The sequence below is a fragment of the Salinicola halophyticus genome (assembly GCF_003206695.1).
Taxonomy (GTDB): domain Bacteria; phylum Pseudomonadota; class Gammaproteobacteria; order Pseudomonadales; family Halomonadaceae; genus Salinicola; species Salinicola halophyticus.
Genome location: NZ_PZJN01000001.1, coordinates 341,785 through 366,537, shown reverse-complemented (window position 1 = coordinate 366,537; position 24,753 = coordinate 341,785). Strand labels below are relative to the sequence as shown.

The window sequence follows — 24,753 nt, the reverse complement described above, 5'->3', positions numbered from 1 at the left end:
AGGGGTCTCCCCATGAAGAGTCCCGAAGCGTCGGCCGGGTATCGTCAGGCATCTATCCGAAACCCCAGCCAACAGGCTGGGGTTTTTTATGTCGGAAAGAAAACTGGTGACGCTAACAACTCGTGTGTTTAGAACGGCGACTTCTGTATGTCGAGTAGGTCACGCGGGTCTCTGTTTTAAGCCGCTTGTCATATTTGTCATCAGACTTTTCCATGATGAGTAAAAAATGAGGAAAGAGAGTAAATCGGTGGATGATTGGTCCGGCTCAAGCTACCTTGTATGAGAATTCACGGAAGAGTAAAGGAGCTACACGATGCAATCCGAACTGTTGAAGAAACTGGCAATGGCGGCGCTGGTCGGTACGATGGCATTGGGCGTTGCAGCTTGTGACAGCGACGACGGGTCCGCCGAGGAAGCCGGTGAGTCCATCGATAATGCCGCGGATAATGCCGCAGAGTCTACCGACAACGCCGTAGATTCCGCCGAGGACAACATGGACGACGCTGGCGACGCCATGGGCGACAAGATGGATGACGCAGGCGACGCCACCGAAGATGCGATGGATGATGCCGGTGATTCCATGGAAGACGCTGGTGAAGACATGCAGGATGAAGCCAAAGAAAACCAGAACTGATCATTCTGACGACACTACGATGAAAGAGTCGTAAGTCCCGTTCTGATGGAGTTCCTCCTGTAAGGAGAGAGTTCTTTCGAAATGGCATTCAAGGCCCGAGCCCCGCATCACATGGGGTTCGGGCCTTTTCGTATCCGCCTAAAATATCAAGGAGCGCCGGTTTCATGGTGGGCGGTTGCTCTTACCTCCAATGGCGAGCACTTCTAACCATTTGCAGGCGCTCCTAGACTACTTGAAAGTTCAGAGCTCACTACGCTTTATCGAGAAAGGCAGGGTCTCAAGCCGGGGCGGATTGGGTTGCGGAGAATAGCAATCCATTCCCCAGGAGGCGCCACTGATCTTCCCAGTGCGTCGTGGGCAGATGCCGGAAGTCGCTACGCACGTACTGACTGATCCTGCCTTCCATGAAAGCCGACAGCAGATTAGCCGCCGCCGACACTGTCAGCTGTGGGCGCAACCCCTCGCGGAGTTCCGCCTCGCGCAGTATCTGCTTGAGCTGTGTTTCCAGTCGCTCGAACAGCTGGGACATGCGGGTGCGAAGACGCGCCGTCTCGCCGGTCAGCACGTCGCCATCCATCAGCCGGCTGAGACCGGGATTCTTTTCGGCGAACGTCAGCACCAGTTGAACGATCGTCTCGCAGCGCGCGAGCGCCGACGGTTCGTCGTCGAGGATGCGTCGAATACGCTCGAACAGGCTCGCCTCGATGAATTCGATCAGCCCCTCGAACATGCGTGCCTTGCTCGGAAAATGGCGGTAGAGAGCCGCCTCGCTGACACCAACCTGACGTGCCAGTGCGGCCGTGGTGATGCGTTTGCCGCTATCTTCCTCGAGCATCAGAGCCAGTGCCTGGAGGATCTGCTCGCGGCGAGAGAGTGGGGGAGTTGCCTGCGTCATGACGGTTCTTATCGGTCGTTTTATTGGAGCTCCTTCCTGGAGCGGCCCGGACTGCTTGCCTGTCTACTCAGCAGCCGAGGCGGGCCTTCCAAGCCCGCGATAATCAGAAACACGGTGAAGCCGGTCGTCAGCCGTGACTGTCGGTGATCTGGGTGCCGACCCCGGCATCGGTGAAGATCTCCAGCAGCGTCGAGTGCACCACGCGGCCGTCGACGATGACGGCACTGCCGACACCGCCCTTGACCGCTTCCAGCGCGCAGCGAATCTTCGGCAGCATGCCGCCGTAGATCGTGCCGTCGGCGATCAGCGCATCGACCTGCTCGGTGGAGAGTCCGGTCATGACGTTGCCTTCGGCGTCCTGCAGGCCGGCGACATTGGTCAACAGCATCAGTTTCTCGGCCTTCAGCGCTTCGGCCACCTTGCCGGCGACCAGGTCGGCGTTGATGTTATAGCTATGGCCTTCGCGATCGACGCCGATCGGTGCGATGACAGGAATGAAATCGCGTTCGGCGAGCATCTCGATCAGATCGGTAGAGATATGCTCCACCTCGCCGACGTGCCCGATATCGATGATCTCGGGTTCGGTCAGTGCCGGATTGTACTGCTCGACCTTGAGCTGACGCGCCAGAATCTGGGCGTTGTCCTTGCCGGTCAGACCGATCGCCTTGCCACCGCACTGGTTGATCTGGGTGACGATGTTCTTGTTGACCAACCCGCCGAGCACCATCTCGACCACGTCCATGGTTTCGGCATCGGTCACGCGCATGCCGTTGACAAAGCGCGATTCGATGTTGAGTCGCGCCAGCAACTGGCCGATCTGCGGGCCACCACCGTGGACCACCACCGGATTGATCCCGACCTCCTTCATCAACACCATGTCGCGGGCGAAGGAGTCGATCAGCTTGTCTTCGGTCATGGCGTTGCCACCGTACTTGACCACCACCGTCTTGCCGGAATAGCGCTGAATATAGGGCAGCGCTTCCGACAGGATCTCGACCACCTGACGCGGATCGCGTGGGCTCTCGTTCATGAGGCGTTATATCTCCACTGTCTGTGCGCCACGAGTCTATCGAAAGCGGCGCGTTCCCTGTTGTTGCGTACGTCCCGTACTCGGCGATCTCAGAACGGCAGTTCGACGTTCGGTGCCACCGCCAGCAGGGCGGCGCCGAACTGACACTGGATGCGAGCGAGCGCGGCCTGGTCCTTGCCCTCGAATCGCAGCACCAGTGCCGGCGTGGTGTTCGAGGCGCGACACAGCCCCCAACCATCGGGGTAGTCCACGCGAATGCCGTCCAGCGTCGTCTTGATGCCATCCTGACCGAAGTCGCCGGTCTCGGCCAGTCGCCCGATGATCGCGAACTTCTCCTCGTCGGTGACCGCCGCGTTCAGCTCTGGGGTGCAGATATCCTGCGGGAAAGCGCTGAAAAAACGATCGGCGTCATGCGGTTGGCGCGAGAGAATTTCCAGCAGCCGGGCGGCGGCATAGAGCCCGTCATCGAAGCCGTACCAGCGTTCGGCGAAAAAGATGTGACCACTCATCTCGCCGCCAAGCTGGGCGCCGGTCTCCTTCATGCGCGCCTTGATCAGCGAGTGGCCAGTGCGCCACATTTCGGGCTCGCCTCCCGCGCGCTCGATGACCTGGGCTAGATTGCCGGTACACTTGATGTCGAAAACGATGCGGGCGCCGGGATCGCGCTCGAGCAGATCCACCGAGAAGGCCATCAGCAGCCGGTCCGGATAGATCATCTCGCCGGCCGGCGTCACCACGCCGAGGCGGTCGCCATCGCCGTCGAAAGCCAGCCCGATATCCGCCTCGGTCTCCCGGACCTTGGCGATCAGGTCGACCAGGTTTTCCGGCTTGCCGGGATCGGGATGGTGATTGGGGAAATCACCGTCAATTTCGGCGAAAAGAGGAATCGTCTCGACACCCAGCGCCTCGATCAGGCGCGGCCCGAGCTCACCGGCGACACCGTTGCCGCAGTCGACGACCGCCTTGAGCGGGCGCCCGCGTTGGCCTTGATCGAGCGAGATATCACCCAGGATGCGTTGGAGATAGGCCTCGCTGACATCGAGCTGTGTCAGAGTCCCTTCGCCTTCACTGAGATCGCTGCTGCGGATGCGCTCGATCAGGGCGGTAATCGCCTCGCCCGAAATCGCGACGCCGTCGAGCACGATCTTGAAGCCGTTGTAGTCCGGCGGATTGTGGCTGCCGGTCACCATCACGCCGCTGCGACTCTCGTCGAGGGTGGCGGTGGCAAAATAGAGCACCGGCGTGGGTACGCGACCGATATCGATCACGTCGCGGCCGGAAGCCCGCAGGCCGCGGATCAGCGCTGCCTGCAGGCGAGGGCCGGAGTGGCGGCCATCACGGGCGACGATCACGCACTGCTGGCCGCGGGCAGCAGCTTCGCTGCCCACCGCACGGCCGATCCACTCCACCGTCTCCTCGGTCAACGTCTCGTCGACGATGCCGCGAATATCGTAGGCGCGAAAGATCGAAGCGGGCACGTTGGCGCCGGGCTGGTCATTCATCGTCGTTTCCTTGCCTTCGTTCGTCACGGCCATCGTTTACCACGTCTATCATCCACCATATCCGTCGTTCACTACGGCGATCCGTGTTCACGCCCAGCGCTCGAGCTCGAGTTCCACCGAGGCCTGTCCGTCGGTAATCAGCCACTGGCCTTCCATCAGCGTGGCACCCAGGCTCAGGTTGCGATCGACGAGGGCAGTCAATGCGGCGAGCGGCTCGGTCGGCAGATTCCAGACCTCGACCCGCGGCAGTGCGCGGATGTCGTTCTCGAGTTTCTTCCACCACTGCACCGCACTGCGGGGCGCGTAGGGATAGACCAGTACGCGTTCGGCTCGCGAGAGCCCCTGCTTGATCCGCTTCAGCGACGGTTCACCCAATTCTATCCACAACAGGATGCGGCCGTCCGGCGCCTTGAGCCACAGGTCCGGCTCGTCGTCGCTGCTCAGCCCGCGGGTCATGGCGAGTTCATCGTCGCCGCTGGTGAGAGGCGCGTTGGCGATGAACGCCAGCAGACGCACCATCAGCCGGGTCGCCGTCTCGGAAGGGTGGCAGGCCACGGTCAGCGCGTGATCGCCATAGTAATGGCGGTCCAGATCGCTGACGTTGAGTTTCGCTTTATAGATGGTTGCGCTTAGCGCCACGTGGCATGTCCTTGCAGAGAACGGCTGTAGGAGGCGGAATAGGATTCACTGCCGGCCGGAGTGACCGAAGCCACCGCCAGCACGGTCGGTGGCGACGAACTCCTCGACGATCTCGAGTTCGGCCTGGACCACCGGTACCAGCACGTATTGTGCCAGCCGCTCACCGGGTTCGAGCATGAACGTCTCGCGGCCCCGGTTCCACACCGAGATCATCAGCTCACCCTGATAGTCGGAGTCGATCAGCCCCACCAGATTGCCCAGCACGATACCGTGCTTGTGACCGAGCCCGGAGCGCGGCAGCACCACGCCGGCCAGACCCGGGTCACCGATATGGATGGCGAGGCCGGTGCGTACCAGGGCGCTGTCACCGGGCGTCAGGGTCAGCGCCTCGTCGAGCAGCGCGCGTAGGTCCATGCCGGCACTGCCTACGGTGGCGTAGTGCGGCAGCGGGTAGTCGTGCACACGCTCGTCGAGAATCTTGACCGAAAGCTTGGGTTTGACCGTCGATGGAGAAGCGGGCGTGACGGACGGATTGCTGAGTGACATGAAAAACATTCCTGAAAGCGAATGACGTTGAAGGCCAGGCAGCGACCTAGCTTATCATCGCGGGGGCGGGTCGGACGCAACTAGGGGAGGCGATCGACGATGTGGTCGACGATGACGGCAGCCAGTGTCGCTTTGGCTTGAGCCGGAAGTTCGCGGCGTGTCGTCTGATCGTGCTGTTTCCACAGTAGCGTGACGGCGTTGTCGTCACTGCCGAAGCCGACGCCTTCACGGGAAATATCGTTGGCGACGATCAGGTCCAGGCGCTTGCGTTCGAGCTTGCTACCGGCGTGCGTTTCGAGATCCTGCGTTTCGGCGGCAAAGCCCACCGTGAACGGCCGGTCCGGGCGCGCCGCGATCGTGGCGACGATATCCGGATTGCGCACCAGCTCGAGGGTCAGGCCGCTGTCGGCGTCCGTCTTCTTGAGTTTGTGTTCGCTGACGGCGGCGGCGCGATAGTCCGCCACGGCGGCGCAGCCGATGAATAGATCGCAGGGCAGCTGGGATTCGACGGCGGCCAGCATCTCCGTCGCCGAGGTCACGTCGATGCGATTGACCCCCGGCGGGGTCGACAAGCTGACGGGGCCGCTCACCAGGCTGACGCTGGCCCCACGCTCGACGCAGGCGGCAGCGAGTGCATACCCCATCTTGCCGGAACTGTGGTTGGAGAGATAACGCACCGGATCCAGCGCTTCGCGAGTCGGTCCGGCAGTGATCACCACGCGCTTGCCGACCAAATCCTGGTGCACGGGCATCATTCTGGGCGATTCTCCGCCGGATTGTCCGACCTCGTCCAGCAGCTGGGCGAGAATGGTTTCCGGCTCCAGCATTCGGCCCAGGCCGACGTCGCCACAGGCCTGGTCGCCGGCGTCCGGCCCCAGCAGGGTCCAGCCCAGCTCGGCGAGTCGATCGGCATTGGCCAGCGTCGCCGGGTGGCGCCACATCGCCTGATTCATGGCGGGTGCCATCAGGCATCTGGCTTCGGTCGCCAGACACAGCGTGGTCAACAGATCGTCGGCATGGCCGTGGGCCAGTCGCGCCATCAGGTCGGCGGTGGCCGGCGCGATCAGGACGATATCCGCCCACTTGGCCAGTTCTATATGGCCCATGCCGGCCTCCGCTTCCGGATCCAACAGCGAGGTGCGCACGGGCTCGCCGGTGAGCGCCTGCAACGTCAGCGGCGTGATGAACGCCTGGGCGCCCTCGGTCATGACCACGCGCACCTCAAAGCCCGTCTTTTTCAACAGGCGAGCGAGATTGGCGCTCTTGTAGGCGGCGATGCCGGCGCTGATGCCGAGCAGGATGCGGGTTCCGGCCAATTCCGGACCAATCGGTAGCGACATGGGATCTGTCCTGATGGTTCGGTCGTTACCATACCATTGCGGTCGCAGGTTGCGTAATGGTGCGCTGGAAGTGGCGACCGCCGTTGCAGCGGCCGCCCGTGGCGATCACTCGGCGTTGCCGAGCTTGCCTTCGCCGACGACCTCGTCGCCCTCCAGCCACTCGATGCTGTCGCTGCCATCACGACGAACGCCGTAGCAGGTCGGTTTATCGTCGCCGTAATCGAAGCACATGCGATCGTCGACGATCGTGGCCTGGCCGGTATAGCCGTCGCCCTCGATCTTCCCGTCCTGGCGGTAGACTTCGTCGTACTGCTGGCCACTCGCCATGGCGCCCTGCACGCGATGCCCCCAGACCTCCTGACGGATGTCATCACCGGTGAGTCTGTCACCCTCGGCGGCGGTTGCCGTGGTCGCGAAGGCGAGCATTGCCAGCGTGGTTGCCAGGCAGAGAGTCGGTAATATTCGAGCCTTGGGAGAGACTGATGATGTCTTGATCGACATGGTTCATGAACCCCGCGCTGTTGCGTGAATAGTGGTCGTGCGTGACGGCCGTACCCAGGAGCTTACGTGGAGAGGCGTGAAGGAGATGCGCCGGGTCATCAAAAGAGCCGTTCTATCGCACGTTCCACCCCGCGCAGCTCGGCGAGCCCCTTGAGCCGACCGATCAACGGGTACCCGGGGCGGCTGTCGCGAGCCAGGTCATCGAGCAGATGATGGCCGTGATCCGGGCGCATCGGCAGTCGGTCGCCGCCTTCACGCTGGCGTCGGCGCTGTTCGCGAACCAGCGCGCCGATCACCCCGACCATATCGACGTCGCCGTCCAGATGCTCGGCCTCGTGGAAACTGAGCGGGTTGGCTTCGCGACGGGTAGCGCGCAGATGCACGAAATGGATATGCGGCGCGAAACGCTGGGCCATGGCGACCAGGTCGTTGTCCTCGCGCACGCCGTAGGAGCCGGTGCAGAAAGTCAGGCCATTGGCGGGGCTGGGTACGCTATCGAGCACGTACTGGGCATCTTCGGCCGTCGAGACCACGCGCGGCAGCCCCAGCAGTTCCCGGGGCGGGTCGTCCGGATGAATCGCCAGGCGCACGCCGGCTTCCTCCGCCGTGGGCACGATGGCGCGCAGGAACGTGGTCAGATTGGCGCGCAGCCGTTCGGCATCGATCTCGCGGTAGGCGTCGAGCGCCTGGCGAAAATCTTCCAGCGTATAGTGCTCTTCGGTGCCGGGCAGCCCGGCGATGACGGTGTCGACCAGCTGCGTTCGTGCCGCCGCGTCGAGTGTCTCCAGGTAAGCGCTGGCCGCGTCCCGCTCGGTCTCGCTGTAATCGGTTGCTGCCCCTTCGCGCTCGAGCAGAAACAGATCGAAAGCGGCGAAGGCGGTCTGGTCGAAGCGCAGCGCGGTGCCGCCGTTGGGTAGCGGCCAGGCGAGGTCGGTGCGTGTCCAGTCGAGGATCGGCATGAAGTTGTAGCAGACCACGTCGATACCGCACTGGCCCAAGTTGGCGAGCGTCTGGCGATAGTTGTCGATGTAGCTCTCGGCTGCCGGCAACCCCTGCTTGATCGCTTCGTGAATCGGCACGCTTTCGACCACCGACCAGATCAGACCGGCGGATTCGATCAGGCATTTGCGCTCGGCAATGGCGGCGACCGGCCAGACCTTGCCGTTGGGGATCTCGTGCAGGGCCGTGACGATGCCGGTTGCGCCGGCCTGGCGAATCTCGCCGAGGGTGATGGGATCGGCCGGACCGAACCAGCGCCAGGTATGTTCCATGATCAAGCGTCCCGATCAGAAAAGTTGAGTGTCAGAGCGATAATCGTGGCTTCCACGCCATCGCGCTCCAGTCGCGTCAGCATATCGACGATCTGCTGGGCGAACCGTCGATCATCGCGCAGTGCCGCGGGAAAGACGGCATCGAGCGCGAGAAAGGCGTCGACCAGTGCGGCGCGGTCGCCGCCATGGCGACGATGCAGCGCGGCGAACGTCTTGGCCATGGGGTCGTCCACCGGATGCGGCTGGCCGTCGAGATCGGTGCCGACGGTATAGCGGATCCAGCCAGCCACGCCCAGCGCGGTCGCACTGATCGAGTCGCCGGCAGTCAACCGTTCGACACCGCCGGCCAGCCAGCGCTGGGGAATCTTCTGCGAACCGTCCATGGCGATCTGCTGCAGCCGGTGGCGCAGGCTGTCGTTGCCGAAGCGCGCCAGCAGGCTGTCGGTATAGGCGCCGGCATCGGTACCGGTCGGCAGCGACAGCGTGGGGATCGCTTCCTGCTGCCAGTAGTGCCGAAGCAACTCACGAAAAGCGGGGCGCGCAACGGCGGCGTCCACCGTTTCGATGCCGGTCAGCGTGCCAAGATAGGCGAGCAGCGAGTGGGCGCCGTTGAGCAGGCGCAGCTTCATGGTTTCGAACGGCGCGACATCGGCGACCATCTCGACGCCGTCGGCTTCCCAATCCGGCCGGCCCTGCGGGAAGTCGTCCTCGACCACCCACTGGCTGAAAGTTTCACAGACCACCGCGGCGGGATCGTCGACCCCCAACGCCGCCAGACGCTGGCGGTCGGCATCGGTCATCGCCGGCACGATGCGGTCGACCATGCTCGAGGGGAAGGCGACGCTGGCTTCGATCCACTCGGCCAGCTCCTTATCGCGATGACGGGCCAGCGAGATCACCGCGCGCCGTGTGCGCTGGCCGTTGTGGGGCATGTTGTCGCAACACAGCACGGTGAACGGTGCGACCCCGGCCGAGCGGCGTCGCGCCAGCGCTTCCACCAGCATGCCCGGGGCGGTATCCGGTGATTCCGGATGGGCAATGTCGTGGGCGATCGGCGCAGCATCGCTCAGCAGTTCGCCGCTGCCCGGGCTCAGGAAATACCCTTTCTCGGTCACGGTGAGCGTGACGATTCGCACGTCAGGATTGCTCATCCGCGCTAGTAGCGCCTCACGATCCGGGCCATCCGGCCCTGCGTAGAGCGCTTCACGGATGGCGCTGACCTCGCGCAGGGTGACATGTTCGCTGTCGCTGAATTCGGCGACGTGGTAGCGGTAGTCGCCGTCGCGAAGCTGATCGACCAGCGTGCGGTTGGAACGGATGTTGGCGCTGCAGAGGCCCCACTCGCTTTCCTCCCCGGTGGGAGTGCGATTGATACTTCGCTGCAGGTAGACCGCCTGATGGGCGCGATGGAACGCGCCCAGGCCCAGGTGGACGATGCCGATCCCGCTCGGGCCTCGTCGGCTCGGCTCACGTTCGATATGGGTGTCGGCTGCGGCCATGGCGTTATTTCCCCATCAACAGGTTGGGCAGCCACAGCGAGATGGCAGGAACGAAGGACACCAGCATCAGCACAATCAGGTTGCAGATCAGAAACGGGATGATGGCTTTGGCAACATGCAGCATGGGTAGCTTGCCGATGCTCGAGACCACGAACAGGCAGACGCCCACCGGCGGCGTGGTCAGGCCGATCATCAGGTTGAGTACCGCCATCACGCCGAAGTGGATCGGATCCATGCCGACGCCGGTGGCCACGCCCAGCAGCGCCGGGAACAGGATGATCAGTGCGGCGATTGTCTCCATGAAGGCGCCGACGAACAGCAGAATCAGATTGAGGATCAGAATGACCACGATCGGATTGGTGCTGATGCCGAGAATCGCATCGGCGAGCATCTGTGGGATCTGCTGGCTGGTCAGGATCCAGCCGAACAGATTGGCCAGCCCGACCAGCAGCATCAGCGAGGCGGAGGTGATCACGGTGTCCGACAGAATGCCTCCCAGATTGCGCCAGTTGATCCCCTTGTAGACGAAAGTGCCCACCAGCAGTGCGTAGAGGCTGGCGACGATCGAAGCCTCGGTCGGCGTGAACAGCCCGCCGATGATGCCGTAGAGAATGATGAAGGTCATCATCAGCGCCCAGAACGCGCTGCGGCCCTCCTTGATCAGCTCCTTGAAGGTGGCGCGCTTCTCCTTGGGATAGCCGCGCCGCACGGCCAGCCAGTAGGCGGTGATCATCATCGCCACGCCCAGCAGCAGACCGGGGACGGCGCCGGCCAGGAACATGCGGCCGACGGAGATGCCGGAGAGCGAACCCACGATGATCATCGGCACGCTGGGCGGGATGATCGGGCCGATGGTGGAGGAGGCGGCAGTCACGGCGGCGGCGAACGGCTTGTCGTAGCCGGCTTTCGACATCCCCGGGATCATTACCGAGCCGATGCTGGCGGCGTCCGCCACGGCGGTACCGGAGATGCCGCTGAAGATCATCGAGCCGCCGACGTTGGCCAGGCCCAGGCCGCCGCGGATGTGCCCGACCAGCGCATTGGAGAAGCGCACGATGTGCTGGGTGATGTTGCCCACGTTCATCAGATTGCCGGCCATCACGAAGCCGGGAATACACAGCAACACGAAGGAGTCGATGCCGGAGAACATCCGCTGCGGCACGATGGTCAACGAGATCCCACCGAGCATCAGGTAGGCCAGTGACGATACGCCGAGACAGAAGGCAATCGGCAGGCCGATCAACAGCAGTACCAGAAAGGTGACGAAGAGAACGGCGATTTCCATCAGAGCGCCTCCTGGCGAGTGGTGTCGGAGCGCTCGCCACGAATCATGGCGATGACCCCCTCGGTCAGGCCGATCAGGCTGTACAGCAACAGCGACCCGAACAGCACCACCGAGGAGAAGAAGATGTAGAGCATGGGAATGCGCAGCGTCGGCGATGTCTGGAACGCGCCGATCTGGGCGAATTGCCAGGCATTAGGCAGCACCAGAATGGTGAAGATGAAGGTGATGGCCGAGATCAATACGAGATAGGCAGCACGGCCACGAAAGCCAAGCCAGCCATGAAACAGTTCGACGTTGACGTGGCGGTTACGGTGCTGCACCACGCCGGCGCCCAGCGCTACCATGTAGATGAAGAGATAGCGGGTGAGCTCTTCGGTCCACGATAGCGTGATGGGCAGAAACAGTCGCGAGGCGACCTGCAGCAGCACGGTCAGTGACAGCCCCACCAGGGCGATCACGGCCAGCCACAGCATAAGGCGATCCAGCCCGTCAGCCAGGCGGCCGATGGGGCCGCCCAGGCGCGGAACACGATTCAGGATCTCCAGGCTCTCCTGAATATCCTGCGGCTGAGTGTCCGTTTGTCGTTCCGACATGGCGCTCTCCGAACAGGGGAATGGGGCCGGGAGCGTCGTGCCCCCGGCGTACGGTTATCAGAGACCCTGAATTTCGTCGTAGAGCTTGCGCTGATCTTCGTCGAGCGAGTCGAGCACCGCCGGACGCGCTTTCTTGGCGAACGCTTCCTGATCGACGTCAACGAACTTCATGCCCTTGTCCTTGAGCGCCTGCTCGAGACGTTTCTGGTCATCGACGAACAGCCCTTCCTCGTAGGACTGCATCTCGCTGGCCGCGTCGCGCACCACGCTCTGCAGATCGTCCGGCATCGATTCGAGCTTCTGCTTGCCGATCACCACGTAGATCCAGCTGCGGACGTGATCGGTCATGTCCACATACTGCTGGACTTCGTTGAAGCTGGCGCTCTCAATCAGGCTGAGCGGGTTTTCCTGCGCTTCGATGGTGTTCTGCTGCAGCGAGGTGAAGACTTCGCTGAAGGCCATCGGGGTCGGGCGGGCGCCCAGCGCTTCCCAGGTATCGACGAACAGCGGCACGTTGGGCACGCGGATGCGCAGGCCGTCGAGATCATCGGGGGTCTTGATCGGGCGATTGGAGGTCAGCTCACGCGGGCCGCGCTCGAACCAGGCGATCGGCACCAGGCCCGTGCGCTCGGTGATCTGCTTTTCGATCTGCTTGCCGACGTCGCCTTCCACGGCCTTGCGCATGTGGTCCGCATCACGGAACAGATAGGGCACGGCCATCATCGCGGCGGCGGGCGCCCAGTTCTGCAGGCTCTCGCCGGTGATGGTCATGTCGGCGGTGCCCAGCTGGATGCTGTTGATCACATCCATCTCGCTGCCGAGCTGCTCGTTGGGAAACACCTGAACCTCGATGCGGCCGTCGGAGTTGGCTTCCACCAACTCCTTGAACTTCAGCGCAGCCTTGTTCCAGATGTTCTGTTCATTGGCCAGATGGCCGAATTTCAGCGTGTAGTCCGCAGCCATTACTGCCTGACTGCCCAGAAGCGTGGCACCGAGGGCGGCGCCGGCCAGCAGGTGTTTGAGTGTGGTGGTCGTCAACATGGCGTGAGTCTCCTGTCGCGTGGGATACGCGTCGGTTTTGTTGTCCGAACTCGCACCTCCGGATCTTTTTCCGGCATCAGAGCGGGTTCGATAGGACGTTCAAGGCGAGATTTTCACCAGCACCTTGCGCGCCTGTTCCGGGTGGTTCTCGAGCAGATCGATGGCGCCGGGCATTTCGGCCAGGGCGATGCGATGGCTGATCAGCGCCTTGGGATCGAGACGACCGGCGGCGATATGTTCGATCACCTCCGGGAATTTGCGGTTGTTCAGACGCGAGCCGACCAGCGTTAGCTCCTTCTTGATCACTTCCAGCTGAATCAGATCGCTGGGCGTGGGGCTGAAACCGAGCAGGCCGATGCGCCCGGCGGGACAGGCCATCCGCAGCATGGCCGGCAGCATCGCCGGTATGCAGGCGGCATCGGCGATCAGCGGGATGCCTTCGCCATCGGTCGCCTTTAGCACGGCTTGCTCGAGATCGTCCGTGCGACCATTGATGGTGTGGGCGGCGCCCAGTTCGCGAGCCGCGGCCAGTCGTTCATCGAGAATATCGGTGACGATGATCCCTTCGAGACCGATGGCGCGTGCCATCTGCAGCAGGGTGAGGCCGATCACGCCGGCACCGATCACCAGCAGGCGATCGCCCGGATGCGGCTCCATCCTCGACAAGACGTTGGCGGCGATCGAATAGGGCTCGACCAGCGCGGCGGCATCGAGGTCGAGACCGTCGGGCAGTCGATGGGCGTTGGCCGCCGGCACGTTGACCTGCTCGGCGAAGCCGCCATTTCTGTGCACGCCGATCACCTGCATCGCGCTGCAGACGTTGGGCCGGCCGATGCGGCAGGGATAGCACCGGCCGCAGCTGACGACCGGATCGATACAGACGCGCTCGCCGACGCGGGTCGCGTCGACGCCTTCACCGACGGCGTTGATCACGCCGGCGAACTCGTGCCCTGTGATGCGGGGAAACTGCACGAAGGCGTTGTCGCCGTGGATGATATGCATGTCCGAGCCGCAGATGCCGGCGAACGCGACGTCGACGACGACTTCACCCGGTGCTGGGGCCGGCACAGGCTTCTCGCCGACGGCGAACGCATGAGGGGCGCTGACTTCAAAGGCTTGCATCGATGACTCTCCTGACTGTGTCGCAATCGCCGTATCGGTGGCTGACCGGCCCCGCATTCGCCAGCGCTACATGCGCCGGCCCCACATTTGCCCGTGCCACCTTCACCAGTGCCACAGCGTGCCGTCCTCGAGCCGGTTGACCGGCAGGCTGGCGCGCTTGAACGGGTAGCGGGCGGCGGCTTCCTCGTCGATGTCGACGCCGTGCCCCGGCGATTCGCCGACCAGGAAATGGCCATTCTCGAATCGATAATCGTGAGGAAAGACCGAGTCGGTCAGCGCGTCGTGGGGCATATGTTCCTGTATGCCGAAGTTGGGCACCCAGGTATCGAAATGGACCGCGGCACCGAGACAGACCGGGGACAGATCCGTCGGCCCATGGAAGCCGGTGCGCACGTGGTAGAGCGAGGCGAGGTCGGCGATCCGGCGCAGATGCGTGATACCGCCGCCGTGGGTCAGCGGGGTGCGGATGTAGTCGATCCACTGGTTCTGGATCATCTCTCGACAGTCGTGGATCGAGTTGAACACCTCGCCGATCGCCAGCGGCGTGGTGGTGTGTTCGCGGATCAGGCGCAGGCTCTCCTGATTCTCGGCCGGCACGCAGTCCTCGAGCCAGAACAGGTGGTAAGGCTCGACCGCCTTGCCGAGACGTGCCGCCTCGATCGGTGTCAGCCGGTGATGGACGTCATGCAGCAGGTGCAGGTCATGGCCGAAACGCTCGCGCACGGCGGCGAACAGCTGGGGCACGTGGTTGAGATACTTCTCGGTACTCCAGACGTGTTCGGCGGGAAGTTCGGCATCGGCCGGCTCGTAGCGCTCGCCCTCACGCTTGGCGACGCCGTAGATGGTCTTGATGCCCGGCACGCCGGCCTGCACCCGCACCGCCTTGTAGCCGAGCTCGACGTGACGAGCGACCTCTTCCAGACAGCTGTCGATATCCTTGCCGGTGCAGTGGGCGTAGGTCATCACCCGCTCCCGGCTCTTGCCGCCCAGGAGCTGATAGAGCGGCATGTTGGCGGCCTTGGCCTTGATGTCCCAAAGCGCCATGTCGACCGCGCCGATCGCGCTCATGGTGACCGGACCGCGACGCCAGTAGGCGCCACGATAGAGATACTGCCAGGTGTCCTCGATACGGCTGGCATCGCGACCGATCAACGCCGGCACGACATGCTCTTCGAGATAGGCGGCGACGGCCATTTCGCGGCCGTTGAGCGTGGCGTCGCCGATGCCGTAGGTGCCGGATTCGGTGATCAGTTTGAGGGTGACGAAGTTGCGTCCCGGACTGGTGACGATGACGCGGGCGTCGATGATTTTCATGGACTCTCCGGCTAGGGAAAACGGCGGTTTCAGTGGTTGTCGAACAGATCGGGAAAGCGTTCGATCAGCCGCGGCAGTGAAATGAGCAGCTCGCGCAGATGCGTCTGCACGGCGTGTTCGGCAGCGCCCGGGTCGCGATTCTCGATCGCCTCGACAATGCGGGCGTGCTGCTCGACCAGGGTTTCCAGCGGCGTCCCGTCGGGTACGCTGATGTAGCGCACGCGGTCGAAGTGCGCCTTGACCTCTTCGGTGAATCGCCAGGCCGATTCATGGCCGGCTTCTCGCGACAGCGTCTGGTGGAACTCCTCGTCGAGCACATAGAAGCGGTCGTAATCCCCGCCACCGATCGTCCTGCGCTGGCGCTCGACCAGCTCGAAGAGATCGTCGAGCCCGCGTGTCGACAAGCCTTCTTCCGCTGCGGACTTGGCTACCGCCACCTCGATCGCCTCGCGCACGAAGCGCGCGCTGTAGACCGCCTGAGGCGAGATCTTGACCACGAAAGTGCCGCGTTGCGGGCGGACTTCGACCAGCCCTGCTTCAGAAAGGCGGATGAAGGCCTCGCGGACCGGCTGACGGCTGACTTCGAAGGTGTCGGCAATCTCTTTCTCCGATAGCGCCTGCCCCGGTGCCAGCACCAGCCGAATGATGGCGTGGCGCAGCACGTCGTAGAGGCGCTGACGAACATGGCCTGCATCCGAGCTGTTCCAGAGGCTCTGTAAGGTCGTGGGGGTCAAGGAGGCTCCGATGTCGATGTCTGATGGGCATGTTTCAGGGGCTTGTCTGACTAGTATGGTAGTGGATTGTCAGAAATTGGCGATTCAACTTTGGGACTAGAAGTACGCCTTTTCCGGTAACCGCTCACAGGTTTCGGGAGACGCGGCCGATGTCCTGAGTCAGGGCTCAGACACGACGGGTGAACGGGAGGGGCATGGGAATACGCGACTGGCCGGAGGGAGAACGGCCGCGGGAAAAGCTGATGACGCTAGGGTCTTCGGCGCTGTCGGATGCCGAGCTGCTGGCCATCTTCCTGCGCGTCGGCGTCAAGGGGCGTTCGGCGGTGGATCTGGCGCGGGATCTGCTCAGCGCCTTCGGCGGACTGCGCCCGCTGCTGGAGGCGGATCGGCGACGATTCTGCGCCGAGCACGGACTGGGGGAGGCGACCTACGTTCAGCTGCAGGCGACGCTTGAGCTATCGCGCCGCCATCTGGGCAGCCTGCTCGAACGCGACGCGGCGCTGACGTCGCCTGCGCTGGTGCGCCAGTTCCTGAGCGCACAGCTGCGCCATCTTGATCACGAAGCGTTCGCGGCGCTGTTTCTGGACACCCAGCATCGCGTGATCCGATTCGAGATCCTGTCCGAAGGCACGCTGGACAGCGCTTCCGTCTACCCGCGCGAGGTCGCTCGGAGAGCATTGGCGCGCAATGCCGGCGCCGTCATCTTCGCGCACAATCACCCCTCCGGCGTCGCCGAGCCGAGCGATGCCGACCGCCGAATCACCGAACGTCTGCGCGAGGCGCTGGCCCTGTTCGACATCCGCGTGCTGGATCATTTCGTGATCGGTGACGGCGAAGTGATCTCTTTTGCCGAACGCGGGTGGTTGTAGAGCGGTGGTTGTAGAGCGTCAGTCGTATAGCGCTGGTCTTGTAGAGCGGTTCTCGAACGTTGGCTGTACAGAGTGGTGACAGGGCGTTAGCTGCATCATATAGAGAGGCAGGAGAACCATTTTGAGATGGGGATGGGAACGCGTGTCGGTTTCGGGTAACATACCGCGCCATGTTCTCGGGTGGTTTCTCGAGGGGGCTGTCGGTAACGATTGCCCCGCGCGATAACGATTGCCCAGGTCTCGCTCGCACGGCACGGATGATTGCTTCAGTGCCTTGTGGCTCGACTTGTTGCGAAAATCAGGGCGCTCTGGTATAAAGTACGCCCTTTGAATCAGGGCATACGGCGAGAGCTCGTCATTTCGTGCGTCTTCCGAGGTGGCTGGGGTAGTCCCGAAAGGGGTATTCCGAAACAGATGCCCGAGATAAACCGAACAACCCAACCCGCCAGTGGTCGGAGGCTTCCATGTCCCAAGTTTGTCAGGTTACCGGTAAGCGTCCGGTGACTGGTAATAACGTCTCGCACTCACAGCGCAAGACACGTCGTCGTTTCGTCCCGAACCTGCACACGCATCGTTTCTGGGTCGAATCCGAGAAGCGATTCGTCAAGCTGCGCCTGTCTTCCAAAGGCATGCGCATCATTGACAAGAAGGGCATCGAAGCGGTGCTCGTCGATATTCGCAAGCGTGCCGCTAGCCTTTAAGGAGTCGAGACATGCGTGACAAGATCAAGTTGGTGTCCAGTGCCGGTACCGGCCACTTCTACACCACGGCAAAGAACAAGCGTAACACTCCGGACAAGCTTGAATTCAAGAAGTACGATCCGGTTGTTCGCAAGCACGTCATGTACAAGGAAGCCAAGATCAAGTGATCTAGCTTACCGACAGCGCTGAATAGGCGCTGGATGACAGTACGGAAAACCCGGTCCTCGACCGGGTTTTCTCGTTTGTGATGGCTGAAACGCGAGAATCCGAGCATGCCCGAGCTTCCCGAAGTCGAAACGACACGCCGCGGTATCGCGCCCTACGTGGAGGGTCGGGAGATCGTCGAGGTCATCGTGCGCCATCGCAGCTTGCGCGTACCGGTGCCGAGCGACCTGGAATCGGCGCTGATCGGCGGGCAGTTCGGCGAGCTTGCCCGCCGCGCCAAGTACCTGCTGCTGCCGCTGGCGGATCGGACCCTGCTGTGGCACCTGGGCATGTCCGGCAGCCTGCGTATCGCTCGCGTCGGCGATCCACCCAAGAAGCACGATCATGTCGATGTCGTGTTCGAGGGCGGGGCCATCCTGCGCTACCACGATCCGCGGCGTTTCGGCTTCGTCGATTGGCTGCGGGGGAGCGTCGACCTGGATACCCGGCTATCGCGGCTGGGTCCGGAACCGCTGTCGTCCGACTTCGATGGTCAGCGGCTCTATCGGCTCTCCCGGGGCCGCCGCGCCTCGGTAAAGACCTTTATCATGGACAACATCGTGGTGGTGGGTGTGGGCAATATCTATGCTACCGAAGCGCTGTTCATGGCAGGCATCGATCCGCGCCGGGCAGCGGGGCGCGTCTCGCTCGAGCGCTTCGCGCGCCTTGCCGAGGCGATCAAGACCGTGCTGGCGGCGGCGATTACTCAGGGCGGAACCACGCTGCGGGATTTCGTCAGCGGCACCGGCGAGCCGGGATACTTTGCCCAGCGGCTCAACGTCTACGGCCGTGCCGGCGAGCCGTGCCGTCACTGCGGGCTGGAGCTGCGCCATATCGTGCTGGGTCAGCGCGCCACGGTTTACTGCGCCATCTGTCAGACCTGAGCGGCAGTTTGCTGGTCGCGTCAGGCCTGACCTTCCGGCCCAAAGCTCGGCCGTCGAGTCGAGATCGGTTCTAAATCCATTCGATTTTGCCTCTGCGGGTTGGTGTCGGACGCATGCGGGTTAGAATGCGCCAGGATTTCTGTTTCTCGACGCCCGTTCGAAACGTTTTTTTCAACTTCTTTTCCCGATGTCCTTGCTGATGGAGCCCTGCACATGGAGTCAACCGTGACCCAGACCCTGCGTCTCAAGAAGAACGCCGATCGACGTCTGAAGGCGGGCCATCTGTGGCTCTACTCCAACGAGATCGATATCCAGGCGACGCCGCTCAAGGATCTCGAGCCGGGCGCGCAGGTGATCATCGAAGCCGCCAACGGCAAGGCGATGGGCGTCGCCTACGTCAATCCGAACTCGCTGATCTGCGCGCGAGTGGTCTCCCGGGATGCCAATGTCCGACTCGACCGTTCGCTACTGGTGCATCGTTTCAACCAGGCGCTGGCGCTGCGTGATCGCCTGTTCGCCAAGCCGTTCTATCGGCTGATCCATGGCGAAGGCGATCTATTGCCGGGGTTGATCATTGATCGATTCGACGACGTGTTCGTGGTTCAGCTCAACACGCTCGGCATGGAAATGGTTCGCGACGAGGTGATCTCGGCGTTGGACAAGGTGCTGTCGCCTCGCGCCATCGTGTTCAAGAACGATTCCAGCGGGCGTCGTCTGGAAAAGCTCGATTCCGAGGTGGCGGTGGTCCATGGCGAGCTGCCGGACGAGGTGCTGCTGGAAGAGAACGGGGTGCGTTTCGTGGCCCCGGTGCTGGACGGTCAGAAGACCGGCTGGTTCTACGACCACCGCGCCAACCGCGCCTGGCTCAATGGCCTGGTCGCCGGCAAGCGCGTGCTGGATCTGTTCAGCTACGTGGGCGGTTGGGGTGTTCAGGCTGCGGCTCACGGTGCCAGCGAAGTGCTGTGTGTCGACGCGTCGGAGAAAGCGCTGGATCGCGTCGCCGAGAACGCCGCGCTCAACGGTGTCCACGAGCAGGTCGCCGTCGGTCATGGCGATGTCTTCGAAGCCATGACCGCGCTGCGTGCCGAGGGTGAGCGTTTCGATGTGGTGGTGCTCGATCCGCCGGCGTTCATCAAGAAGCGCAAGGATCTTACCAATGGCGAACGCGCCTACGCCCGACTCAATCGCGAGGCGATGCGCCTGTTGAGCCGCGATGGCCTGCTGATGTCGGCCTCCTGCTCCATGCATCTCTATGAAGAGCGGCTGGTCGAGTGCGTACGGGGGGCGGTTCGTCATCAGGACCGCCACGGCCAGATTCTCTATCGTGGCGGCCAGTCCGGCGATCACCCGATTCATCCGGCCATTCCGGAAACGGCCTATCTGAAAGCGCTCGGCGTGCGGGTCTTCCACAATTGATCGACGCCACTGACGGGGATCGCTGACATGTCTGCCGGCCAGGTTTGCGTGTTTCGTCACTCCAATGTCTTGTTGGTCAGTCATGTTCGTAACGTGATCGAGAGTGCGGGTCTCTCCGCCGCGTTGCGCAACATGACGCTGGCCGGCGGGGCAGGAGAGCTGCCTCCCGATCAGTGCGAAGCGGAAGTCTGGGTGGCGATCGAGGCCGAATGGCAGGCGGGCCAGCTGGTCCGGGAGGCGCTCGACGGTCCCGCCGTGAGCGCGCCGGCATGGCGCTGCGCTGGCTGCGGCGAACGGCTGGACGGCGTGTTCGATCGCTGCTGGCAGTGCGGACAGGCTCGTCCGCGCGACATGCCTGGCTAGCCTCGTGAATCGAGGCCAGACGGTCGCGATCCAGCCCCATCCACCTCAGGAGACTGTCATGGACTGGGATCTACCCACACCGTTCGTGATCGACATCCAGGTCGAGGCGTCGAGCATCGATCACTACGGGCACGTCAACAATGCCGAGTATCTGCGCTGGGTCGAGCGCGCCAGCTGGGCGCACTCCCGGCATCTCGGTTTGAGTCTGGAGGACTACCGCGCGCTCGATCGCGGCATGGTCGTCCATCGCCACGAGCTGGATTATCTGGCGCCCGCCTTCGAAGATGATCGCCTCCAGCTCGCCACGTGGATCATTGCCTGCGACGGTCGTCTGACGCTGGAGCGCCGTTTCCAGCTCTGCAATGTCGCAAGCTCTCGTACGCTGCTTCGTGCGCACACGCGTTTCGCCTGCATCGAACTTTCCAGTGGTCGGCCCAAGCGAATGCCGCCTCGATTCGTCGAGGTATACGGTGATGCGGTAAGCGCTGGTTAGCAAATATTCCTGTCTTTGCCTTTAAATCCGGATATTCGTTCGAAGAGCGGGCGTTATTCGGGTCTTGTTCGTCTTTTATCCGCGGCTATCCCGTCTTTATTGCTGCTGTGCTGTAATTCGCTCGATCCTTTAATGATAACCAGCGATCGAGGAAATCATCATGCATATCGGCGTGCCCAAGGAAATCAAGAATCATGAATACCGCGTCGCTTTGACGCCGGGCGGCGTGCGTGAGCTGATCGCTCGGGGTCACCGGGTGTCGGTGCAGGCGGAAGCGGGTACCGGATCCGGCTATGCGGACGATGCCTATCGGGAAGCGGGCGCCGAGATGATGAGCGACGTCGACGCGCTCTGGGCAGCCGCCGACCTGATCCTCAAGGTCAAGGAGCCGCAGGCGGAGGAAGTCGCACGGCTGCGCCCGCAGCAGACGCTGTTCACCTATCTCCATCTGGCCGCCGAAGAGCCGCTGACGCGAGGGCTGATCGATAGCGGCGCGACCTGCATCGCCTACGAAACCATTACCGATGCGCTAGGCGGTCTGCCGCTGCTGGCGCCGATGAGCCGCGTCGCCGGGCGCATGGCCGTTCAGGCCGGCGCCCACAGTCTGGAGAAGGCGCAGGGCGGTGCCGGTATTCTGCTGCCTGGCGTGCCCGGCGTGGCGCCAGCCAAGGTGACGGTGATCGGCGGCGGCGTGGTCGGCGAAAACGCTGCGCGCATGGCGTTGGGCCTGGGTGCCGAAGTGACGATCCTCGACAAGTCCCTGCCGCGATTGGAAGTGCTCGATCATCGTTATCAGGGCCAGATCCGCACGGTCTATTCGACCACCGAGACGCTGGAAGTCGCCGTGCGCGAGTCGGACATGATCATCGGCGCGGTACTGGTGCCCGGCGCCGCCGCGCCCAAGCTGATCAGCCGCGCGATGCTCGCCGACATGAAGCCGGGCAGCGTGCTGGTGGACGTGGCGATCGACCAGGGAGGCTGCTTCGAGACCAGCAAGCCGACGACCCATGCCGATCCCAGCTACGTCGTCGACGGCATCGTTCATTACTGCGTTGCCAACATGCCGGGCGCGGTAGCTCGCACCTCGACCCAGGCGCTGACCAATGCGACGCTACCCTTCGTGATCGCGCTGGCCGACAAGGGCTGGAAGCAGGCGCTGGCCGACGATGTTCATTTCCGCGGCGGCCTCAACGTCCACGCCGGCCAGGTGACCTACGCCGCCGTCGGCCAAGCGTTCGGGATGGAAGTGGTTTCGACCGAGCAGATTCTGAAGGGTTGAGACCAGCGTTCTACCCAAGCGGGGTGTTCGCTATAGGGAAGGTGGCACGGTAAACTGCCCGCACTGCCACTTTCCTCTATGCCATTTCCCGGACAGATTCGAAGACTCCATGAGCAAGCGACGCGTTCTTACCGGCATCACCACCACGGGTACGCCGCATCTGGGCAACTATGTCGGCGCGATCAAGCCGGCCATCGCCGAGAGCCAGAATCCCGACGTCCAGTCCTACTACTTTCTCGCCGACCTGCACGCGCTGATCAAGTCGCAGGATCCGCAGCGCATTCAGCAGTCGCGTCTCGAGATCGCTGCCACCTGGCTTGCGCTGGGGCTGGATACCGACAACGCCATCTTCTATCGCCAGTCCGATATTCACGAGATTCCCGAGCTGACCTGGCTGCTTTCCTGCGTCTGCGCCAAGGGCTTGATGAATCGGGCCCATGCCTACAAGGCGGCGGTGGCAGACAACGAGGCCGTGGGCCAGAGCGACGCCGATCGCGGCATTACCATGGGTCTGTTCGGCTATCCCGTGCTGATGGCGGCAGACATCCTGATGTTCAACGCGCACAAGGTGCCGGTGGGCCGGGATCAGATTCAGCATATCGAGATGGCGCGCGATATGGCGGGGCGCTTCAATCATATCTACAAGGGCGATTATTTCACCCTGCCCGAGGCGATCGTCGACGAGAAGGTCGAGGTGTTGCGGGGCCTGGATGGCCGCAAGATGTCGAAGAGCTACGACAACACCATTCCGCTGTTCGTCAGCGAGAAGAAGCTGCTCAAGCTGGTGCGCAAGATCAAGACCAACTCGTTGGAACCGGGCGAGCCCAAGGATCCGGATACCTGCACGCTGTTCCAGATATATTCCGCCTTCGCGACGGTGGAGGAGAGCGCGGACATGCGCCAGCGCTATCAGCAAGGGATCGGTTGGGGCGACGCCAAGAACGAGGTGTTCGAGTATCTCAACGCTCATCTGCGCGAGCCGCGCGAGCGCTATGAGGCGTTGATGAATGATCCTGGCCATATCGAGCAGGTGCTGGCGAAGGGCGCCGAGCGTGCGCGCGCCGAGGCCAATACGCTGATGGAGAGGTTGCGTATCGCGGTCGGGTTGGGCCGCTTCCAGTAAGCGTTTGCTCAAGTAGCAAAGCCGGCCAATGCGCCGGCTTTTTTGCGAATGATTCAGATATATAACTAAATCAGCTAATCAAAGTCATTTTCGTCGTTTTCGTATTCCCGACCAAAAGACTAAAGTATTGCCATTCGATTTTAGTCTAAAGGAAGTTCCGCTTATGACGACTCTGACACGCACGTCGCCGCCGGGGATCGGACGGCTTTCGCCGAAGGCCTGGATCGCGGCAGTCCTGCTGGTACTGGGTTCGCTGGCCGTTGGCCTGGCTTTTGGTGGCAATCAGGGCTGGCTGATGCTGGTCGGCGGGGCGTTGGGTATTGTGCTCTATCACGCCTCGTTCGGGTTCACTTCCGCCTGGCGCGTGTTCATCACCGAGCGCCGTGGTCGTGGCCTGCGCGCGCAAATGGTGATGCTGGCACTCGCCGTGGTGCTGTTCTTTCCGGCGCTCGGAGCGGGGACGTTGTTTGGTCACCCGGTGCAGGGTTTCGTGTCGCCGATCGGTGTGTCGGTGATCGTGGGCGCTTTTCTATTTGGTATGGGTATGCAGCTGGGCGGCGGTTGCGCTTCGGGAACGCTGTTCACCGTGGGTGGCGGGAACGCCCGCATGCTGATCACGCTACTGTTCTTCATCGTCGGTTCGGTGATCGGCACGGCGCATTTTGCCTGGTGGCAGAGCCTGCCGGCCTTCCAACCGACCTCGATGATCGATCTCTTCGGCACCGGTGGTGGCATCGTTGCCAGCCTGGTGCTGTTCGCGGCGATCGCCGCATTGACCATCGCCATGGAAAAACGTCGTCACGGCCAGCTGGAGCAGACTTCCTCGGTCTCGCCCGGCCCGGGTCGCTGGCTGACGGGCCCCTGGCCGATTCTCGCCGGTGCGGTTGGCCTGGCGCTGCTCAACTTCCTGACACTGGCGCTGGCCGGCCGCCCGTGGGGAATTACCTCGGCGTTTGCGCTGTGGGGCGCCCAGGCATTTCAGGCCGTCGGTGGCGATGTGACTGGCTGGGGCTACTGGCAAAATCCGGGACGCGCGGCGTCTCTCGACAGCAGTATCTTCAGTGATGTCACCACGGTGATGAACGTCGGGATCATTCTCGGCGCCGGGCTGGCGGCATCCCTGGCAGGGCGATTCGCGCCCAATTTCCGCATTCCGCTGCGTTCTGTCGCGGCAGCGGTGATCGGCGGTCTGTTTCTGGGCTACGGCGCTCGTCTGGCATTCGGCTGCAACATTGGGGCCTATTTCAGCGGTATCGCCTCCGGCAGTCTGCACGGCTGGCTGTGGCTGATGGCGGCGTTCGCCGGCAACATGTTCGGCGTCAAGCTGCGGCCGCTGTTCTTCCCTGGGCCCGCGAAGCCGGTCGCGGCGAGCTGCTGAGAGCCGACTGATACGCGATGAAAGCCCCGCTTCGGTGGGGCTTTCTGGTGCCGGGTTAGTCTTTTGGCAAGGGTTTCCCTCGCAGACATGCCATTGA

General features: G+C 62.9%; 26 protein-coding genes. 11 read left to right on the top strand and 15 right to left on the bottom strand.

Annotated features, from left to right (window positions below):
• The first annotated feature begins 313 nt into the window (after positions 1–313).
• Entirely contained in the window at positions 314–634 is a 321-nt protein-coding gene (locus DOM58_RS01575; protein WP_188113758.1) for a hypothetical protein, read from the top strand.
• Positions 635–911: 277 nt separating this feature from the next.
• Here DOM58_RS01575 and slmA read toward each other — a convergent pair whose 3' ends face one another.
• The 15 genes from slmA to DOM58_RS01500 all read right to left on the bottom strand — a co-directional run bounded on the left by slmA (position 912) and on the right by DOM58_RS01500 (position 15,946).
• On the bottom strand, positions 912–1,529 hold the full coding sequence (gene slmA, locus DOM58_RS01570; RefSeq protein ID WP_075563204.1) for a nucleoid occlusion factor SlmA: 618 nt from the start codon (positions 1,527–1,529) through the stop codon (positions 912–914).
• A gap of 127 nt (positions 1,530–1,656) precedes the next feature.
• On the bottom strand, positions 1,657–2,559 hold the full coding sequence (gene argB / locus DOM58_RS01565; protein ID WP_075563205.1) for an acetylglutamate kinase: 903 nt from the start codon (positions 2,557–2,559) through the stop codon (positions 1,657–1,659).
• Between the two features lie 89 nt (positions 2,560–2,648).
• Positions 2,649–4,061: a phosphomannomutase/phosphoglucomutase gene (locus DOM58_RS01560; protein ID WP_110691517.1), complete on the bottom strand. Its 1,413-nt coding sequence runs from the start codon at positions 4,059–4,061 to the stop codon at positions 2,649–2,651.
• 87 nt (positions 4,062–4,148) lie between these two features.
• Positions 4,149–4,700 carry a YaeQ family protein gene (locus DOM58_RS01555; protein WP_075563206.1) on the bottom strand — a complete coding sequence of 184 codons (552 nt, stop codon included), beginning with the start codon at positions 4,698–4,700 and terminating at the stop codon, positions 4,149–4,151.
• Positions 4,701–4,745: 45 nt separating this feature from the next.
• Positions 4,746–5,246, bottom strand: coding sequence for a dUTP diphosphatase (gene dut, locus DOM58_RS01550; protein WP_075563207.1), 501 nt, complete (start codon positions 5,244–5,246; stop codon positions 4,746–4,748).
• Between the two features lie 80 nt (positions 5,247–5,326).
• A complete protein-coding gene (gene coaBC, locus DOM58_RS01545) occupies positions 5,327–6,586 on the bottom strand; it encodes a bifunctional phosphopantothenoylcysteine decarboxylase/phosphopantothenate--cysteine ligase CoaBC (RefSeq protein ID WP_110691492.1) in 1,260 nt (419 codons plus the stop codon).
• 105 nt (positions 6,587–6,691) lie between these two features.
• A complete protein-coding gene (locus DOM58_RS01540; protein ID WP_157957470.1) occupies positions 6,692–7,087 on the bottom strand; it encodes a hypothetical protein in 396 nt (131 codons plus the stop codon).
• A gap of 98 nt (positions 7,088–7,185) precedes the next feature.
• A complete protein-coding gene (gene uxuA / locus DOM58_RS01535) occupies positions 7,186–8,358 on the bottom strand; it encodes a mannonate dehydratase (RefSeq protein ID WP_110691490.1) in 1,173 nt (390 codons plus the stop codon).
• A 2-nt stretch (positions 8,359–8,360) separates the two neighbouring features.
• Complete coding sequence (locus tag DOM58_RS01530; protein ID WP_110691489.1) at positions 8,361–9,857, bottom strand: mannitol dehydrogenase family protein; 1,497 nt, start codon at positions 9,855–9,857, stop codon at positions 8,361–8,363.
• Positions 9,858–9,861: 4 nt separating this feature from the next.
• Positions 9,862–11,142: a TRAP transporter large permease gene (locus DOM58_RS01525; protein ID WP_075563212.1), complete on the bottom strand. Its 1,281-nt coding sequence runs from the start codon at positions 11,140–11,142 to the stop codon at positions 9,862–9,864.
• Positions 11,142–11,735, bottom strand: a complete 594-nt coding sequence (locus DOM58_RS01520; protein WP_110691488.1) for a TRAP transporter small permease — start codon at positions 11,733–11,735, stop codon at positions 11,142–11,144. The genes DOM58_RS01525 and DOM58_RS01520 overlap by 1 nt, the downstream gene beginning before the upstream one ends.
• A 57-nt stretch (positions 11,736–11,792) precedes the next feature.
• A complete protein-coding gene (locus DOM58_RS01515) occupies positions 11,793–12,776 on the bottom strand; it encodes a TRAP transporter substrate-binding protein (RefSeq protein ID WP_075563214.1) in 984 nt (327 codons plus the stop codon).
• Between the two features lie 99 nt (positions 12,777–12,875).
• The gene (locus DOM58_RS01510) at positions 12,876–13,898 is read right to left on the bottom strand and encodes a Zn-dependent oxidoreductase (RefSeq protein WP_110691487.1); all 1,023 of its coding nucleotides are present in this window, start codon (positions 13,896–13,898) and stop codon (positions 12,876–12,878) included.
• A 102-nt stretch (positions 13,899–14,000) separates the two neighbouring features.
• Positions 14,001–15,212 (bottom strand): D-mannonate dehydratase ManD, encoded by a 1,212-nt coding sequence (manD, locus tag DOM58_RS01505; RefSeq protein ID WP_110691486.1) that lies wholly within the window; start codon positions 15,210–15,212, stop codon positions 14,001–14,003.
• A gap of 29 nt (positions 15,213–15,241) precedes the next feature.
• On the bottom strand, positions 15,242–15,946 hold the full coding sequence (locus DOM58_RS01500; protein ID WP_110691485.1) for a GntR family transcriptional regulator: 705 nt from the start codon (positions 15,944–15,946) through the stop codon (positions 15,242–15,244).
• A 194-nt stretch (positions 15,947–16,140) separates the two neighbouring features.
• On the opposite strand from DOM58_RS01500, the gene radC reads away from it, so the two are divergent.
• The 10 genes from radC (at position 16,141) to DOM58_RS01450 (ending at position 24,656) form a co-directional block, all read left to right on the top strand.
• Positions 16,141–16,815 (top strand): RadC family protein, encoded by a 675-nt coding sequence (gene radC, locus DOM58_RS01495; protein WP_075563218.1) that lies wholly within the window; start codon positions 16,141–16,143, stop codon positions 16,813–16,815.
• Positions 16,816–17,279: 464 nt separating this feature from the next.
• Positions 17,280–17,516: a 50S ribosomal protein L28 gene (gene rpmB / locus DOM58_RS01490; protein WP_075563219.1), complete on the top strand. Its 237-nt coding sequence runs from the start codon at positions 17,280–17,282 to the stop codon at positions 17,514–17,516.
• Between the two features lie 11 nt (positions 17,517–17,527).
• The gene (gene rpmG / locus DOM58_RS01485) at positions 17,528–17,683 is read left to right on the top strand and encodes a 50S ribosomal protein L33 (protein WP_031384643.1); all 156 of its coding nucleotides are present in this window, start codon (positions 17,528–17,530) and stop codon (positions 17,681–17,683) included.
• Positions 17,684–17,788: 105 nt separating this feature from the next.
• Positions 17,789–18,604, top strand: a complete 816-nt coding sequence (gene mutM / locus DOM58_RS01480; RefSeq protein WP_110691484.1) for a bifunctional DNA-formamidopyrimidine glycosylase/DNA-(apurinic or apyrimidinic site) lyase — start codon at positions 17,789–17,791, stop codon at positions 18,602–18,604.
• Positions 18,605–18,829: 225 nt separating this feature from the next.
• Complete coding sequence (locus tag DOM58_RS01475) at positions 18,830–20,020, top strand: class I SAM-dependent rRNA methyltransferase (protein ID WP_075563229.1); 1,191 nt, start codon at positions 18,830–18,832, stop codon at positions 20,018–20,020.
• 27 nt (positions 20,021–20,047) lie between these two features.
• The gene (locus DOM58_RS01470) at positions 20,048–20,383 is read left to right on the top strand and encodes a putative signal transducing protein (protein WP_110691482.1); all 336 of its coding nucleotides are present in this window, start codon (positions 20,048–20,050) and stop codon (positions 20,381–20,383) included.
• Positions 20,384–20,441: 58 nt separating this feature from the next.
• On the top strand, positions 20,442–20,876 hold the full coding sequence (locus DOM58_RS01465; protein ID WP_110691481.1) for an acyl-CoA thioesterase: 435 nt from the start codon (positions 20,442–20,444) through the stop codon (positions 20,874–20,876).
• A 160-nt stretch (positions 20,877–21,036) separates the two neighbouring features.
• The gene (ald, locus tag DOM58_RS01460; protein ID WP_110691480.1) at positions 21,037–22,155 is read left to right on the top strand and encodes an alanine dehydrogenase; all 1,119 of its coding nucleotides are present in this window, start codon (positions 21,037–21,039) and stop codon (positions 22,153–22,155) included.
• A 109-nt stretch (positions 22,156–22,264) separates the two neighbouring features.
• The gene (locus DOM58_RS01455; protein ID WP_110691479.1) at positions 22,265–23,278 is read left to right on the top strand and encodes a tryptophan--tRNA ligase; all 1,014 of its coding nucleotides are present in this window, start codon (positions 22,265–22,267) and stop codon (positions 23,276–23,278) included.
• Between the two features lie 163 nt (positions 23,279–23,441).
• Positions 23,442–24,656, top strand: a complete 1,215-nt coding sequence (locus DOM58_RS01450) for a YeeE/YedE family protein (RefSeq protein ID WP_110691478.1) — start codon at positions 23,442–23,444, stop codon at positions 24,654–24,656.
• Positions 24,657–24,753: the final 97 nt, after the last annotated feature.

What these genes read in the sequence shown, in the direction of transcription:
- DOM58_RS01575 (WP_188113758.1), top strand. Translation starts at nt 314, where the DNA reads ATGCAATCCGAACTGTTGAAGAAACTGGCAATGGCGGCGCTGGTCGGT.
- slmA (WP_075563204.1), bottom strand. Translation starts at nt 1,529, where the DNA reads ATGACGCAGGCAACTCCCCCACTCTCTCGCCGCGAGCAGATCCTCCAG.
- argB (WP_075563205.1), bottom strand. Translation starts at nt 2,559, where the DNA reads ATGAACGAGAGCCCACGCGATCCGCGTCAGGTGGTCGAGATCCTGTCG.
- DOM58_RS01560 (WP_110691517.1), bottom strand. Translation starts at nt 4,061, where the DNA reads ATGAATGACCAGCCCGGCGCCAACGTGCCCGCTTCGATCTTTCGCGCC.
- dut (WP_075563207.1), bottom strand. Translation starts at nt 5,246, where the DNA reads ATGTCACTCAGCAATCCGTCCGTCACGCCCGCTTCTCCATCGACGGTC.
- coaBC (WP_110691492.1), bottom strand. Translation starts at nt 6,586, where the DNA reads ATGTCGCTACCGATTGGTCCGGAATTGGCCGGAACCCGCATCCTGCTC.
- DOM58_RS01540 (WP_157957470.1), bottom strand. Translation starts at nt 7,087, where the DNA reads ATGTCGATCAAGACATCATCAGTCTCTCCCAAGGCTCGAATATTACCG.
- uxuA (WP_110691490.1), bottom strand. Translation starts at nt 8,358, where the DNA reads ATGGAACATACCTGGCGCTGGTTCGGTCCGGCCGATCCCATCACCCTC.
- DOM58_RS01530 (WP_110691489.1), bottom strand. Translation starts at nt 9,857, where the DNA reads ATGGCCGCAGCCGACACCCATATCGAACGTGAGCCGAGCCGACGAGGC.
- DOM58_RS01525 (WP_075563212.1), bottom strand. Translation starts at nt 11,142, where the DNA reads ATGGAAATCGCCGTTCTCTTCGTCACCTTTCTGGTACTGCTGTTGATC.
- DOM58_RS01520 (WP_110691488.1), bottom strand. Translation starts at nt 11,735, where the DNA reads ATGTCGGAACGACAAACGGACACTCAGCCGCAGGATATTCAGGAGAGC.
- DOM58_RS01515 (WP_075563214.1), bottom strand. Translation starts at nt 12,776, where the DNA reads ATGTTGACGACCACCACACTCAAACACCTGCTGGCCGGCGCCGCCCTC.
- DOM58_RS01510 (WP_110691487.1), bottom strand. Translation starts at nt 13,898, where the DNA reads ATGCAAGCCTTTGAAGTCAGCGCCCCTCATGCGTTCGCCGTCGGCGAG.
- manD (WP_110691486.1), bottom strand. Translation starts at nt 15,212, where the DNA reads ATGAAAATCATCGACGCCCGCGTCATCGTCACCAGTCCGGGACGCAAC.
- radC (WP_075563218.1), top strand. Translation starts at nt 16,141, where the DNA reads ATGGGAATACGCGACTGGCCGGAGGGAGAACGGCCGCGGGAAAAGCTG.
- rpmB (WP_075563219.1), top strand. Translation starts at nt 17,280, where the DNA reads ATGTCCCAAGTTTGTCAGGTTACCGGTAAGCGTCCGGTGACTGGTAAT.
- rpmG (WP_031384643.1), top strand. Translation starts at nt 17,528, where the DNA reads ATGCGTGACAAGATCAAGTTGGTGTCCAGTGCCGGTACCGGCCACTTC.
- mutM (WP_110691484.1), top strand. Translation starts at nt 17,789, where the DNA reads ATGCCCGAGCTTCCCGAAGTCGAAACGACACGCCGCGGTATCGCGCCC.
- DOM58_RS01470 (WP_110691482.1), top strand. Translation starts at nt 20,048, where the DNA reads ATGTCTGCCGGCCAGGTTTGCGTGTTTCGTCACTCCAATGTCTTGTTG.
- DOM58_RS01465 (WP_110691481.1), top strand. Translation starts at nt 20,442, where the DNA reads ATGGACTGGGATCTACCCACACCGTTCGTGATCGACATCCAGGTCGAG.
- ald (WP_110691480.1), top strand. Translation starts at nt 21,037, where the DNA reads ATGCATATCGGCGTGCCCAAGGAAATCAAGAATCATGAATACCGCGTC.
- DOM58_RS01455 (WP_110691479.1), top strand. Translation starts at nt 22,265, where the DNA reads ATGAGCAAGCGACGCGTTCTTACCGGCATCACCACCACGGGTACGCCG.
- DOM58_RS01450 (WP_110691478.1), top strand. Translation starts at nt 23,442, where the DNA reads ATGACGACTCTGACACGCACGTCGCCGCCGGGGATCGGACGGCTTTCG.